11 protein-coding genes and 5 tRNA genes are annotated in these 14,370 nt (G+C 50.2%); 5 read left to right on the top strand and 11 right to left on the bottom strand.

Annotation, left to right across the window (positions count from 1 at the left end; translation table 11 throughout):
• Positions 1–373: 373 nt before the first annotated feature.
• From L4174_RS00285 to mdtI, 3 genes are all read left to right on the top strand, one after another.
• Positions 374–1,315 carry a LysR family transcriptional regulator gene (locus L4174_RS00285; protein ID WP_248144590.1) on the top strand — a complete coding sequence of 314 codons (942 nt, stop codon included), beginning with the start codon at positions 374–376 and terminating at the stop codon, positions 1,313–1,315.
• A gap of 176 nt (positions 1,316–1,491) precedes the next feature.
• Positions 1,492–1,884, top strand: coding sequence for an SMR family transporter (locus tag L4174_RS00280; protein ID WP_248144591.1), 393 nt, complete (start codon positions 1,492–1,494; stop codon positions 1,882–1,884).
• The gene (gene mdtI, locus L4174_RS00275; protein ID WP_248144592.1) at positions 1,881–2,210 is read left to right on the top strand and encodes a multidrug/spermidine efflux SMR transporter subunit MdtI; all 330 of its coding nucleotides are present in this window, start codon (positions 1,881–1,883) and stop codon (positions 2,208–2,210) included. Before L4174_RS00280 ends, mdtI begins: the two co-directional genes overlap by 4 nt.
• Positions 2,211–2,377: 167 nt before the next feature.
• On the opposite strand, the gene L4174_RS00270 is transcribed toward mdtI, so the two are convergent.
• The gene (locus L4174_RS00270; protein WP_248144593.1) at positions 2,378–2,905 is read right to left on the bottom strand and encodes an AidA/PixA family protein; all 528 of its coding nucleotides are present in this window, start codon (positions 2,903–2,905) and stop codon (positions 2,378–2,380) included.
• A 358-nt stretch (positions 2,906–3,263) separates the two neighbouring features.
• Entirely contained in the window at positions 3,264–4,508 is a 1,245-nt protein-coding gene (gene traF / locus L4174_RS00265) for a conjugal transfer protein TraF (RefSeq protein ID WP_248144594.1), read from the bottom strand.
• A 359-nt stretch (positions 4,509–4,867) separates the two neighbouring features.
• On the opposite strand from traF, the gene L4174_RS00260 reads away from it, so the two are divergent.
• On the top strand, positions 4,868–6,235 hold the full coding sequence (locus tag L4174_RS00260) for a YjiH family protein (RefSeq protein ID WP_371929362.1): 1,368 nt from the start codon (positions 4,868–4,870) through the stop codon (positions 6,233–6,235).
• 625 nt (positions 6,236–6,860) lie between these two features.
• Here the strand turns inward: L4174_RS00260 and L4174_RS00255 are convergent.
• The 9 genes from L4174_RS00255 to L4174_RS00215 form a co-directional block, all read right to left on the bottom strand.
• Positions 6,861–7,802, bottom strand: a complete 942-nt coding sequence (locus tag L4174_RS00255) for an ABC transporter permease (protein ID WP_248144595.1) — start codon at positions 7,800–7,802, stop codon at positions 6,861–6,863.
• A 2-nt stretch (positions 7,803–7,804) separates the two neighbouring features.
• On the bottom strand, positions 7,805–8,782 hold the full coding sequence (locus tag L4174_RS00250) for an ABC transporter permease (protein WP_248144596.1): 978 nt from the start codon (positions 8,780–8,782) through the stop codon (positions 7,805–7,807).
• Positions 8,783–8,848: 66 nt separating this feature from the next.
• Entirely contained in the window at positions 8,849–10,402 is a 1,554-nt protein-coding gene (locus L4174_RS00245) for an ABC transporter substrate-binding protein (protein WP_248144597.1), read from the bottom strand.
• Between the two features lie 145 nt (positions 10,403–10,547).
• Positions 10,548–12,266 (bottom strand): ABC transporter ATP-binding protein, encoded by a 1,719-nt coding sequence (locus L4174_RS00240; protein ID WP_248144598.1) that lies wholly within the window; start codon positions 12,264–12,266, stop codon positions 10,548–10,550.
• 819 nt (positions 12,267–13,085) lie between these two features.
• Positions 13,086–13,162, bottom strand: a tRNA-Pro gene (locus L4174_RS00235).
• Between the two features lie 5 nt (positions 13,163–13,167).
• A tRNA-His gene (locus L4174_RS00230) sits at positions 13,168–13,243 on the bottom strand.
• A gap of 47 nt (positions 13,244–13,290) precedes the next feature.
• Positions 13,291–13,367 (bottom strand) — tRNA-Pro (locus L4174_RS00225).
• Between the two features lie 52 nt (positions 13,368–13,419).
• A tRNA-His gene (locus L4174_RS00220) sits at positions 13,420–13,495 on the bottom strand.
• 41 nt (positions 13,496–13,536) lie between these two features.
• Positions 13,537–13,613: transfer RNA gene (locus L4174_RS00215), tRNA-Arg, on the bottom strand.
• Between the two features lie 293 nt (positions 13,614–13,906).
• On the opposite strand from L4174_RS00215, the gene L4174_RS00210 reads away from it, so the two are divergent.
• Positions 13,907–14,317 (top strand): cytochrome c5 family protein, encoded by a 411-nt coding sequence (locus tag L4174_RS00210; protein ID WP_248144599.1) that lies wholly within the window; start codon positions 13,907–13,909, stop codon positions 14,315–14,317.
• Positions 14,318–14,370: the final 53 nt, after the last annotated feature.

Genomic DNA, 14,370 nt, shown 5'->3' with positions numbered 1-14,370 from the left:
TATATCAAAACCTATGTATAGCCGCTTATTCATTTGAAAGCGTGATTCACAGCCGAAAACCAGAAAACATCCAGACCGAACAAAAATAAAAAAATTGACTTTAACAGACGAATATTTTTCAGATCGATATAAAAATAATTAAATAAATATAAAACATAAAATCACTCAATCTCATTTTGTTTATGCATCTCCTTTTTTATTTCACAGAATAAAATGGTTCGTCTTTATTATTCTTCCCGGGGTGAATTGTTTCTCAGACCTTTCTCCGCGCCTCCCGTCTCAGAAAAACAAACTGGGTCGGGTCGTGACCTGATCCGCCCGGCAGATTACAATCACTGATATTCTCCCCGGACAATCACTTGCAGGCAAAACCATGGCCCATCAGCTCGATGCACTGGATCTCAATCTCATGCGCTTACTCAAAGCCGTGGTCGACCATCGAAGTATTAAAGTTGCTGCGATGCATCTGGGCATGTCGCAACCCAGTGCCAGCCGGGGCATTGCACGCTTAAAAGCGACGCTGAACGACCCTTTGTTTGTGCGTAAACCGCACGGCGTAGAGCCTTCTCCCATGGCATTACGGCTGGCGGAAGAATTTGACAACATTCTGGCCCCCATCGATAAAGTGCTGAAAGAGTTTGAAGACTTCAGTGCCGGGGCATACGACGGCCATTTGTCACTGGTGATTGACCCCTACCTGCTGGATGAACAAGGTCAGCAATTGTTGCGCGTCTGCCATCAGGCATTTCCGAAGGCAACTTTTACCTTTTCCAACTGGAACAGTTACAGTCAGGACGAAATGCTTGAAGGTCAGCATGACTACTGCATTCTGGATCAGGAGACCGAGCTGCCAAAAGATCTCTATATGCGGCCGCTCTTTACAGAAAAGCGGATGATTGTGGCACGGAAGTACCACCCAACATTATCGCAACATAAAGACGTCAACGAATGGGAAACTGTCGCTCAGTTGCCCATCATTTCCCTGCCCGCGCCCGCCTCATACAACCCGCTGTGTACCGTCGAATCGGAATATCAGCGTATGGGCTATCAGCCAAATGTTCTGCTGAAAACCTATAACCTGCGGGTCGCGGCACAGATGCTGCTGGATACCGACGCCATTATGTACTCGAGTCAGAGCACCATCCGGTTGTTTCCTGAACTGGCCGCCTACCCGATGCCGACGGTTAACCGCGAATTCAGTGATTTTGTGATTTCCGGTGGATTCTTACAGTCCAACCGCAATCACCCGCTCCATCAGCATTTGCATCGTGTGATAAAGAAATGCTTTCAGGCCGGTCCCAGCCGACCAAAGTGATATTCATAATTGAATATCTCATATACCTGTCCACCCAGTAGACCAACAGCTAACCTTGCCGTGTATTGCAAAGCATTGCCCGTCATCCATAGCTCAGACTTTTCTTTGTCTCGACCAGCCTCATGACCCGGCAATCCTTTGCTATCCATTTATGTTCATTCATTGGCAGGTATAGCATGTTTATTGCACGAATCTTTCTGCTGCTGGCAATTACCTCTGAGGTCGCCGGCACCAGCACGATGACTTTCATTGGTCAGCAACACTCACTCTGGGGCTACGGAGTCATGTATTTGCTGATCACTGTGTCCTATTACTTTCTCTCTTTAGCTGCCAAGAAAATTGCGATTGGCGTAGCGTATGCCGTGTGGGAGGGGCTGGGAATCGCACTGATCACGCTGGCATCCCTACTGCTGTTTGACGCCGATTTAAATCCGCAGGAACTGCTTGGACTGGGTCTGGCGGTGGTAGGGATTGTGATGGTCACGCTGGGCGAGCAACAACAGAGTTCAGACAAGGCCATCGCCGAAGAACGCCCTCAGTCTCACACGTCCTCAGGGAGTTGGTCATGAATCAGTTTTTTACTCTGTCATTTGGTTTTGTTGTGCTGGCAGCTGTCGTGGATATTGCAGCCAATATGGCGCTCACCCGCTCCGACGGATTCAAACACCGGATTTGGGGAGCCACTTCTATTGTGCTGGTCCTCACTGCATTTACCCTGCTGGCCCAGGCTGTCAGAGAGATTGATCTGGCGGTTGCTTATGCGTCATGGGGTGCCATCGGAATTCTGGGCACAGCCATCGGCGGTTCGGTGCTATTCAAACAACGGCTGACGCCACTGGGATGGACCGGCATCTTTGTCGTCATTGCTGCAGTGGTGGTTATGAAAACGGCCTGACCGGTCAGGGCAACAACGAGTAATCTCTCCGCTGCAAAACAAAAAGCCAGAGGTTATTCCTCTGGCATTTTTAGCTGCTTCCAACAGGTATGTTGCTTACAAACCCTGCTCACGCATCTCCAGAGCACCCACATATCACCTGAGAGAAAGCTTCCGGACCAGACACATTAAGGCTGAACCGCGGTGACATAAGGGTCCCAGTTAATTTCGGCGATACATGTATCATCTTTAAAGACCTTAACCCAGAATGTATACGCGGCTTTTTGTTTTGCCCCTGGATTTGGACGACCTGGCAACGTCGCTTCAGCCTGAACATATGGCTGGTAAGCTGTTTGGCGTTGATAAGAAAGATGTACTTCATCACTCATTGGAATCGCATCGCTTTCGTACACAAAGACTTGGGTATTTCCCTGATACGCGGTCCAGTCTTTAATCAGTGTGCTGTCATTCCACTCATGTTCCGCATCAATCAGCACTGAATAATGGTGGCCATCCTCAGACTCAATCACTTTCGGAAAAGCTGCCCAGCGCATAATGTCGCCATTATTCACCAAAATACTTAACTCATAAGAACCTTGCGAGTTATCTATCACAATATCCGAATCAGCAAACATTTGGACGGCCTGATACCCCTGCGCACCGTGTTCAACGGCTTCACAGTCGATGACGATTTCTACTTTGTGGATTGTCGACATAGTAAGTTTCCTTGTTGTTTCTGAAAATGATTTCCATTTTGAGAGCACGTCGATACTGCCACTCGTGGTTTCAAATACACCGGAAACTGTAAATAAAGAAAGCGTTGAATGTTGCTCAAGTTACTACTTCAATGAAGTCTCTCTCCATTGCCTATGAGACTAGTCAAGATTTCAGTGAGATCGAATTTCATGCATGAAAAGACACAATAAATTGTCGTTGCATTTCATGGCTTTATTTTTTGGTTGTTATTTTCTGTCCTTTTTACGATTCACCACACACTCTCATGTAATTAATTTCTTGGTTACATAAAAAAACCCGTCAAACTTGTGACGAGTTTTTTCAGAACAGAGAGCCACCTTACATGGTGAAAGCAAACTGCAGGGCTGCGCCGTAGTTGTTGTCCTGACCATATTGCAGCGCCAGATCAACCGCCATCACCCCAAACGGACTCAGACCCAGACCGGCACTCATGGTGTCTTTCGCAGAATCGGTCAGACTCAGGCTGTAACCGGCACGCATCTGTATCCAGTCCCAACCGTTCAGTTCCATCCCGAAGCGGGCATACTGAGTCGCCAGATCGAACTCTTTGAAGTATTTCTGCTCGTTCAGATCGACATCCGCGGCTGCGGTAAACCAGCTGTTGCTGTAAGCCACACCCAGGGTGTACTTCGGCTCAACCACCAGTGTTTTGGCCGTAAACTTCTCAGTTTTGCCTGCAGGGGACACCGGAGTATTGGTTTCCAGCTCCTGTTTGAACAGGTTGCGGCCGCTGAAGCCCACCGTAACAGCAGGGATTGGCTGATAAGCCAGACCGAAATCCAGGTTAAAAGCGGTGTCATCGCGATATTCTTCCTGGAAATCAAAGTCACTGTCGTCGAACTGACTGACCGTGTTCTGGAAACTCACAGCAATCAGTTGCTGAATTTTCGGTGATACCCCGACAGATACGCGCTGCTCCGGCAGGGAAACCATCGGCAAATCAAACGACTTACCCATTGCCAGACCCACATCCACAATACCACCAGCAACACCCAGTACATCAGACTGCAGGTTATCCATATCCGGCGGGTTCGAACCGTCCACGCCAGCCAGATCAGCCGGGTCGATATTCGCTTTTGCCAGACTGACAATCTGCGCCTGTGTAAAGAGGCTCATGCTCAGATAACGGTTCGGAACCGCCACGGCTGCACCGACACTGATATCAGCTTTCAGCTTCCCTTCATCCATTGCCATCAGCGCCGCTTTCCACTTATCGACCAGAGCGTCTGAGACCGGTGAACCGTTGCTGCTATTAATGGCCGCTTCCAGCTGATCATTCACTTTCTGGAAATCGTCCACTTTCTGATTCAAGTCATCCGGATCATGCACGCTGATCCCAACAGCTGGCAGAAGCACGCCAAAATCATCGTTCTGTTTGTAATGGGCAACCAGCGCCGGGTTATAAAAGCCAGCGGTCAGATAACTCGCTGAAGCAACCCCCGTGCCTCCCATCCCAACACTTCGTGCGTCAGCTCCGTTAACAGCGGCCTGACTCGAAAAAGTGCTCACTGAAAGTGCTGCCGCAACAGCCAGTGAAAGTCCCTGCAATTGTATTTTCATCATGTCTGGTAACTACTTGCTGTGAGTATGTCAAAAAAGTAATAAAGAGAGGTCATTATATAAGCAGAAGCCTGCTAAACAATGACAAAATCCCGGACAGTGAGGTTGTCCCAAAAACTTATTGAGCAACAACACAACAGCAGAATGTAATGCAAGATCTATCGTTGTTAAACGTGAGTTACTTATCATAACCTCTAATTTACAATGAATAATTAGACGATCCTTTCAGCAAAGTATTCCATTGCAGCAATAAAAAATGTAACCTGCGTTTGAATAATATTACCAATAACTGCATGTTCATGCTGGCCCCATTCACTTAGCCATCATAAAAACACGTTGTATCAGTTACTTAAAGGTCAATTATGTCAGAACAAGTGATAACTGGCGCAAAAACTCATAAAGCGCCTTGGCTCATGTTTATTCTGCCGTCTCTCATTGGTGTCCTGCTCTTTATGGCGCCTCTCAGTATCAATGGCGAAATTACGATCCCGATTGCCCTGATGGCCAAAGCCATTCAGAGCCTGTTTGAAGGCAGCCTGACGGCGATTGTCACAACCGTCATTACCATGACAGCATTGTGCTCAGTCTTGGTCCGCCTGACCAAGCCTCGCTTTATTGAACGCAAACCTTTTCTTGCCAACCTGTTTAAACCAAGCCTGCCTTGGTTCATCGTTCAATTAATGGGTGCAGTCTTTGCGAACCTGACGTTCTTCGAAGTCGGTCCGGCTGAGATTTACAATGGCAATACAGGCGGTCTGGTCCTGAACGACCTGCTGCCGGTTCTCTTTGCTGTATTCCTGTGTGCAGGTTTCTTCCTGCCGCTGCTGACCAACTTCGGTCTGCTGGAATTTTTCGGTGCGATGCTGACCAAAATCATGCGTCCGCTCTTTAAGCTGCCAGGCCGTTCAGCCATCGACTGCATGGCTTCCTGGCTGGCGGACGGCAGTGTGGGTGTACTGCTGACCAGCAAACAGTATGAAGAAGGCTTTTATACCAAGCGTGAAGCGGCCGTGATCGGAACTACCTTCTCCGCCGTCTCCATTACCTTCAGCCTGGTGGTCATTGCACAGGTAAAACTGGAGCACATGTTCCTGCCATTCTATGCCACGGTCTGTCTGGCCGGTGTAGTTGCAGCGATTGTTGTGCCACGTTTACCGCCACTGAGCCGCAAGCGTGATGAATACGTGTGCGGTACCGCTGCACCGGAAAACATGGATGCGCTGCCAGACGGCCACACGGTGATGAGCTACGGCCTGGAAAAAGCGTTTGAGCGTGCCGAGAAAGTCACCAGCATGCGCAAAGTGGTCAATGATGGTGTGAAAGCAGCGGTTGATATGGTCTTCGGCGTTCTGCCTGTGGTCATGGCGATTGGTACGCTGGCACTGGTGATTGCTGAGTACACTCCTGTCTTCAACTGGCTGGGCAAACCATTCATCCCGCTGCTGGAACTGCTGCAAATTCCTGAAGCGGCTGAAGCCTCAAAAACGATTGTGGTTGGCTTTGCGGACATGTTCCTGCCTGCAATTCTGGCAGCCGATATCCAGAGCGATCTGACGCGCTTTGTGATTGCCGCCCTGTCGGTCACCCAGCTGATTTATATGTCTGAAATCGGTGCTCTGCTGCTGGGCAGTAAGATCCCGGTCAAAGCCTGGGAACTGTTCGCCATTTTCATCCTGCGGACCCTGGTTACCCTGCCGGTTATCGCACTGATGGCACACCTGATTTTCTAATCAGAATTAAACTTCAGAACACATCAAAAGCGGCTGACCTCAGCCGCTTTTTTTATGCCCTGCGCCCGTCATTGCAGCTTACGGGTTGCGTTCCCATGGCGCCACAAGCTGGGTAGCGCCCAACGCAGCAACAGCTGCCCCTCCTATTTCCCAGCCCAGGCATCTAACCTTTTCATCAGCCATTTAGTCGAACCTCACAGCTTCTGTCACACCGCACTGCAGGCTACAACTTATATATCCAGTTCAATCACCGACGCCGGGCAAACTATTGTCCCTAGCTCAGTGCTTATTCTCATATCCTTATCTTCATGCCTGTGTTCCATCCGGCGAACACCAGTACGATGATGGATATGGCGCACTGATGCTTTTAAGCCCGTACCGGCTTGCTCAGGCAACGCCCTGATTCTCTGAGTCCGCAGATACGTACGCCTTGCCGATTCAACAAATACATCCGCTTCCGGGGAAGCTCAATTTGATAGGGTGACACCAATGCTGTCGTCGTACCCAAACCCAGAGAAACTGAGAACAGTTTCAGCAGCCAGAAGAAGCTAGTCCGATGAAACGACCGGTATAAAAAAGCCCCTGCTGAGCAGGGGCTGGAGGAAGGAAAAATCGGAGGTAAAGTTTAGCCTTTGTAAACTTTCGGGTTGAAGACATCCCGCAGCCAGTCACCCAGCAGGTTAATCACCAGAACCAGCGTCACCAGCACAATGCCCGGGAAGGCCGTAATCCACCAAGAGCCGGAGAAGATGTAGTTGAAACCGATGCTGATTAAGGAACCCAGCGATGGCTGATCCACCGGCATGCCCAGTCCCAGGAAGGACAGCGCCGCTTCCGACATGATGGCATTTGCCACTTGAACCGTGGAAATCACCAAAATAGGTGACAGACAGTTCGGCAGAATATGACGGAACATGATACGCGGCGATTTCAGGCCCATCACCCGAGACGCTTCCACGTACTCTTTCTTCTTCTCGGCCAGAACCGATGCACGAACAGTCCGCGCATACTGCGGCCATTCCGCAATCCCGATGATCACCACCAGCATCACAATCGCGTACTGGCTGTAGAAATCACTGCCGAAACTGGCTTTGAAAATCGCCGAGACAATGATGGCCACCATCATGGTTGAGAACGACAGCTGAACATCCGCAATCCGCATCAGGAAACTGTCAATCCGGCCGCCAAAGTAACCGGCACACAGGCCGACGATAATGCCGATAAACAGCTGCAGTGCGACAGCAAACAATCCAATCGCCAGTGAGATCCGCAAGCCATACATAATGGTCGACAGAATATCGCGGCCCTGATCGTCGGTCCCAAGCAGGAAGCGGGCATCCCCCATGTCCATCCAGGACGGCGCCAGCTCGGCATCCATAATGTCGATACTGTTCAGATCGTACGGATTCGTCGGCGAAATCAATGGGGCAAATACAGCCGCCAGCACAAAGAGCATGAACACCGCAAAGCTGCCCATTGCCACTTTGTCTTTCTTAAAGAAATAAATGAAATCCGAGTGCATAAAACGCTGCCAGCGTGAAGGCGCGTCGGTCGTCTTAGTCGTCATAATTACGCTCCTTTGCCAGTCAGGTTCACAGTTGGGTTGATCAGACCATACAACAGGTCGACCAGGGTGTTGGTCACCACGAAAATCAGACCCACAAAGATGACGTAGGCAGTAATCAACGGCGTATCAACCCGGTTGACCGCTTCCAGGAACAGGAAGCCTGTGCCCGGCCACTGGAACACCGTTTCCGTCAGAATGGTGTAAGCCACCATGGTACCAATCTGGACACCGCCGACAGTGATGACCGGCAGCATGGTGTTTTTCAGCGCGTGCTGATAGTACACCTTGTTTTGCGCCAGACCCTTGGCACGGGCAAATTTCACGTACTCGGTACTCAGCGCTTCCAGCATTTCAGAACGGACCAGACGGATAAAGAGCGGCAGCATAATCGAGGCCAGCGAGATACTCGGCAGGATCAGGTGCGCCAAACCATCCAGGGTAAAGAAACCGGAGTTCCATCCCAGCAGGTTCGCCGTTTCACCCCGTCCGAATGAAGGCAGCCAGCCTAGTTCAATCGAGAAAACATACATCAGCATAATGGCCGTCAGGAACACCGGGACCGATATCCCCACGATACTGAAGCCCATGATCACTTTCGTCAGGGCGCTGTTCGGATGTATGGCCGAATAGACCCCAAGCGGGATCGAGACCACCACAATAATTAATGACGCAGCAAACACCAGCTCCAGGGTTGCTACCAGTTTATCGAGGATGACGTCCACCACAGGACGCTTAAAGAAATAAGAGTTGCCTAAATCCCCGTGTACGGCTTTTGAAATAAAGCGTCCATACTTCACCATAAAGGGATCATTGAGGCCCATTTCAGTCCGCAGCGCATCACGCTCGGCTTCCGACACAGACTGCCCCACCAGCTCACGCAGCGGGTCGCCTAAATTGTCCTGGATAGCAAACGCCACCAGACTGATCACAAACATCACTACCAGTGCCTGCACCAGGCGCTTGACCAAAAACGTAAACATTCCTTGCCTCTTTCGACTTCCATAAGGAGGCCCCGGCTGATGCCGGAGCCTGAGTTACGGAGGGGATTACTTGATCACCAGATCGCCCAGGAACGGGGTGTCCATACCATTCACAATCGGTTTGATGTCCACATTCTTCTTGGCTGCCCAGGATGGGTCCTGCCAGTACAGAGGGACAAAGGCAGCATCGTTATACAGAATCTCTTCAACTTTCTTCAGCATTGCGCTGCGTTTTTCCAGATCTGTCTCGGTGTTTGCCGCTTCGACCAGTTTATCCACTTCTGAGTTTGAGTAATGACCGCAGTTGTACTGACCTTTACCGGTCTCAGCATTTCGCGTCATGGTCAGGAACTCAGTAAAGTTCGCTGAATCTTCTGTATCCGGGTGCCAGCCGATCATCAGCATTCCTGCTTCACACTTATCAAACTCAGGCCAGTATTGCGCCTTCGGCATGGTTTGCAGGTCGACTTTGATCTTGATTTTCGCCAGCATCGCCGCCACAGCCTGAGCGACTTTCTCGTCGTTCACATAACGGTTGTTTGGCGCAATCATCGTAATTGAGAAGCCATTTTCATAACCGGCTTCTTTCATCAGCTGCTGGGCTTTTTTCAGGTCATAACGCGGTTTCAGAGACTCATTGTAGCCCGCATAACCCACCGGGCTCTGCTGAGCCGCAGGCGTTGCCGAACCTTTCATGATTTTCTTCGCGATCCCTTCATTGTTTACGGCATAAACAATGGCCTGACGAACACGGGCATCACGCAGCGGCTCTGCAACTTTCTGGTTCATCTGGAACGTAATCACACGGGTACCCGGCATGGTCACCAGATCCAGCTTGTTGTTGCTCTGGATACGCTGATAATCGTTTGGCGATACCGGCGCAATCATGTCTACGTCGCCAGACAGCAGGGCTGCAACCCGGGTCGCATCTTCTTTGATTGGACGCAGGGTGATGTGGTCGACGTTGCCTTCACTGTCTTTGTCCCAGTAATCGGCATAACGCTCAAACTCAACTTTCACGCCCTGTTCGCGGCTGACCACTTTGAAAGGACCGGTCCCTGAAATATGCGTTGAGGCAAAGGTCGAACCGTTTTTCTTCAGCTCAGCTTTGTCTTTTCCATCTGCGGTTTTACCGGTGTAGAACTTGCTGTCCATTGGGAAAACATACGTCATCACGTTTTCGATCAATGGATAAGTCCCATCCGTCACCACGTCCACTGTGTGTGCATCGACTTTCTTGATTTCCACGATCGGGGTAAAAATCCCTTTGAAGTCGGCCGAAGTTTTCAGACGATTGAAAGTCCAGACAACGTCATCTGCGGTAAAGTCATTCCCGGAGTGGAATTTCACACCTTCACGCAGCTTGAAACGCATGGTGGTGTCGTTTACACGCTCCCAGGATGTTGCCAGGCGCGGTTCGAATTCCATCGACTGAGTAAAACGGATCAGTGGATCAAAAGTCATGTGAGAAAGTTGCAGCGTACCGCCGGACAGTTGCTCATGCGGGTCCATAGACACAGGGTCCGCATCATAAGCCAGATTCAGATTCGCGGCGGCAGCACCGAAGCTCAGACCAGCAGCCATTAAAGCAACGGCTAACTTGCTCTTGAAGGTTTTCATTCGCATAGCTCCTTTATGCAGGGAGTGAACTCCCAGATGGTTATGTTTGCTTATTATTGATTTAGGTAAGCAACAAAAGCCCGGCTCCCGAAACAGAGCCATGCCGGCCGCTACATTAGCGGCCGGCGGGCAAACTGAATAACTGTCAGGCCAGCTTCAGACCTTCCTGACTCATTCCCTTAAATTCAGGCATCAGCGAAATCAATTGCTGACTGTACTCATGCTGTGGCGATGTAAACAGCTGCTCTGTCGGAGCTACCTCCAGCAGAGTCCCTTTCTGCATCACACCAATACGGTCACACATCTGGCGGATCACCGGCAGGTCGTGACTGATAAACAACATCGTCAGGTTCAGTTCATCCTGCAGATCTTTCAGCAGGTTCAGGATTTGAGCCTGCACCGAAACATCCAGCGCTGAGGTTGGTTCGTCGCAAATCAGCAGGCGTGGACGGGTTGCCAGTGCACGGGCAATTGAAATCCGCTGACGCTGACCGCCTGAGAATTCATGGGGATACTTCACGCCCGATGCACGGCCCAGACCGACATGATCCAGCAGGTCCGCGACTATCTGCCGCACCTGGCCTTCGCTGTCCGCCAGTTTATGGAAACGGATCGGCTCGGCAATAATATCGAAAATCTTCATCCGCGGGTTCATGGACGAATACGGGTTCTGGAACACCATCTGCATCTGACGACGCAATGGGCGACGTTCGTTCTCATTTTTCAGCGCGGTCAGGTCAATGCCTTCAAACACGACTTTGCCCGAATTCGGCGGATACAAACCGGCAATCACCCGGGCAATGGTCGATTTACCGGAACCTGACTCACCCACCAGACCAAAGGTTTCCCCTTCAAAGACTTCAAAGCTGACATTGTTGGACGCCTGAACATACTCCCGGCGGCTTTCGAAGAAAGAATCTTTGGTCACAAAACGCAGATTGACGTTTTCCACCTGAAGAAGCGCTCCCGTGTACTTACGCTGGTCTTCGCTCTGTCCCAGCCAGTGATTTTTCACGTCCAGCTGAGTCGTTTCACCGGCTTCTTCGATATAATTCACCAGCGGGAAGCGGTCGAGTTTGATATCCGAGCGCGGTACTGCAGAAATCAGGCTTTTGGTGTAAGGATGGTTCGGATGACCCAGCACTTGTGCTGTCGGACCAATTTCAACCAGATCACCCCGGTACATCACAGCGACACGGTCCGTGACATTCGAGACCACGCCCATATCGTGCGTGACCAGCATACAGCCCACATTTTTCTTCACGCACAGCTCACGGATCAGATTCAGAATCTGATCCTGAATCGACACATCCAGTGCCGTCGTCGGTTCATCGGCAATAATCAGGTCCGGTTCACCAGCAAGCGCAATGGCAATCACCACCCGCTGACGCATCCCGCCGGAAAACTGGTGCGGATACTGTTTGATACGAACTTCAGGTTGCGGAATACCCACCTGCTCCATCAGCGTGATGGCGCGGCGCACGGCCTCTTCTTTGCTGACTTTGAGGTTGGTAATGATTGTTTCCGTCAGCTGGCGCTCTACCGTGAATAACGGGTTCAGAGAGGTCATCGGGTCCTGGAAAATGAAACCGATTTTGGCACCACGGACCCGACGCATGGCTTCAGGGCTCAGACCTGAAATCTTCTCGCCATCGAGGTAGACATCGCCGCTGGCAATTTTACCCGGAGGGCTCAGCAGATCGATCACGGCATTCCCCACGGTCGACTTACCCGCCCCGGACTCACCCACCACGCCAACAATTTCACCGCGATCAATCGTAAATGACAGCGACTTGACCGCAGCGTGGACACCGTGACGTGACGGATATTCAATACGAAGGTTTTTAACTTCCAATAATGCCATGTTCAGACCTCAACAACCTGGCAGTGTGCCTGCCCGCCTGCAATTGCTTCCATTCAAATGCGCCAATTAAAAAACCGGCCACGTTAAGTGCCATCAATCTGGCAAACATTTCACGAAAAATCAACATTTCATGCTACAAAACTGTACTACAGCACAAAACAAGCATAAATAATCACTAGTTGCATAGCTAAAAATAAACATACAACCTAGAAATTCACTACGATAAACCTAGCTAAACATAGAACAAAATCGATATCGCACATAAAAATGCGCATATTTATGCGACATCAACCACCATGACACCCTGAATAAAAAACCACACATTGTTAAACATGCCATTAACATACCCAGACATTAGACCAGAGCGCTGAGAAAGACTGGTATAAGCCGCCACAAGAATAGCCGAAACCAAAATTTCACACCGACTTCTAAGACCCTGGCAGCACAGAAAAACATGAATAAATAACTGTGACTGGCATATCCCGACCCAAGAGAACCCCAAAGCGACGAAGGACAAACGACAGAAGAAAGACAGGCAAAAAGAGAACAAAACAGGATGGTCATCACCTCCATACGGCGACTACCCCGGTTCAATCAGCAAGGCACAGATGTTTTGTATTCAAAGCAGGTACAAAAAAAACGTTCAATCAGCGGGTTTTCAAAAGGAATGGTAGCGTGAGAGGAAGTGCAGCGGGCATTTTCACACATCAGACTTCGTACCTGACCAGTAAAGTCAGCGAGTCCCGTACATCAGAAAATACCGCCCATCGGAAAACAACAGATACAAAAAAGCCCGCTCAATGAGCGGGCTTTCGAAAGTGGTCGGTGAAGAGGGATTCGAACCCCCGACCCTCTGGTCCCAAACCAGATGCGCTACCAAACTGCGCTATTCACCGAAATATGGGGTGGCTAACGAGACTTGAACTCGCGACAACCGGAATCACAATCCGGGGCTCTACCAACTGAGCTATAGCCACCATCAAGATGGTGCGTGCAGAAGAACCTGATCTTCTGAACTGAAAAGTGGTCGGTGAAGAGGGATTCGAACCCCCGACCCTCTGGTCCCAAACCAGATGCGCTACCAAACTGCGCTATTCACCGACTTTTATTTTTTGCGTACCGAGTTTAATCAAAAACTCCATACCAAATTGTATGGGGTGGCTAACGAGACTTGAACTCGCGACAACCGGAATCACAATCCGGGGCTCTACCAACTGAGCTATAGCCACCAATATTTCAACGCCAACAGTGCCGTCTTGCCGTTCCGGAGTGGCGCGCCCGACAGGATTTGAACCTGTGACCTTTGGCTCCGGAGGCCAACGCTCTATCCAGCTGAGCTACGGGCGCCTTGCCCTATCGGCGGTGGTGAATATTACGGATCAGCATGCGTGTCGTCTAGTCTTTTTTGCAAAAAAATTTGTATTCGCTTCATTTGTAACCATCTTTGGGTTGATTCGCATCATACAAACACAGCCGTTCTGTTTATCACCACCCCATTAACAGATATAATCACTCAGTTTTTTAACAGAAAAACCACTAATAAATGGTTCACAGCCTGTCGCAAAACGTCATATTTACAACAATCTACAGGATGGCTGTGTTATCCGAGCAAATAATCTGGGAGTGTTAAGGTGAGCTCAATGGAATTTTCTCTTCGACAACTTATGGTCGCAGCTGTCGCCACCCTTGCCATCAGCGGCTCAGCCGTCGCGGCAGATATGTCTGACGAAGCGATCGCAGATCGCATCAAGCCAGTCGGCTCAGTTTACAAAGAAGGTGATGCACCGGCTGCAACTGCCGCCGCTTCTGGTCCGCGTACCGGCGATCAAGTCTACGGCACCTTCTGTGTGGCCTGTCACAGCAGCGGCGTCATGGGCGCACCAAAATCCGGCAACGCAGCGGACTGGGGACCACGGATCGCGAAAGGCATGGATACCCTGACCAACCACGCCCTGAACGGATTTAATGCCATGCCGGCGAAAGGGACATGTATGGACTGTAGCGATGAAGAAATCGTTGCTGCCATCGAGCACATGACCAAAGGCCTGTAAGACGCACTTACCCTACATGAAAAAAGGTTAGCGCAAGCTAACCTTTTTTGTTT

Origin of the sequence: Photobacterium sp. CCB-ST2H9, assembly GCF_023151555.2 — a bacterium.
Lineage (GTDB): Bacteria > Pseudomonadota > Gammaproteobacteria > Enterobacterales > Vibrionaceae > Photobacterium.
Note: the sequence above shows the minus strand (reverse complement) of the source record. Positions and strands in the feature narration are given on the sequence as shown.

Coding starts and splice junctions, on each gene's coding strand:
- traF (WP_248144594.1), bottom strand. CDS start 4,508: ATGATGAAAATACAATTGCAGGGACTTTCACTGGCTGTTGCGGCAGCA.
- L4174_RS00210 (WP_248144599.1), top strand. CDS start 13,907: ATGGAATTTTCTCTTCGACAACTTATGGTCGCAGCTGTCGCCACCCTT.
- L4174_RS00250 (WP_248144596.1), bottom strand. CDS start 8,782: ATGTTTACGTTTTTGGTCAAGCGCCTGGTGCAGGCACTGGTAGTGATG.
- L4174_RS00245 (WP_248144597.1), bottom strand. CDS start 10,402: ATGAAAACCTTCAAGAGCAAGTTAGCCGTTGCTTTAATGGCTGCTGGT.
- mdtI (WP_248144592.1), top strand. CDS start 1,881: ATGAATCAGTTTTTTACTCTGTCATTTGGTTTTGTTGTGCTGGCAGCT.
- L4174_RS00270 (WP_248144593.1), bottom strand. CDS start 2,905: ATGTCGACAATCCACAAAGTAGAAATCGTCATCGACTGTGAAGCCGTT.
- L4174_RS00240 (WP_248144598.1), bottom strand. CDS start 12,266: ATGGCATTATTGGAAGTTAAAAACCTTCGTATTGAATATCCGTCACGT.
- L4174_RS00260 (WP_371929362.1), top strand. CDS start 4,868: ATGTCAGAACAAGTGATAACTGGCGCAAAAACTCATAAAGCGCCTTGG.
- L4174_RS00285 (WP_248144590.1), top strand. CDS start 374: ATGGCCCATCAGCTCGATGCACTGGATCTCAATCTCATGCGCTTACTC.
- L4174_RS00255 (WP_248144595.1), bottom strand. CDS start 7,802: ATGACGACTAAGACGACCGACGCGCCTTCACGCTGGCAGCGTTTTATG.
- L4174_RS00280 (WP_248144591.1), top strand. CDS start 1,492: ATGTTTATTGCACGAATCTTTCTGCTGCTGGCAATTACCTCTGAGGTC.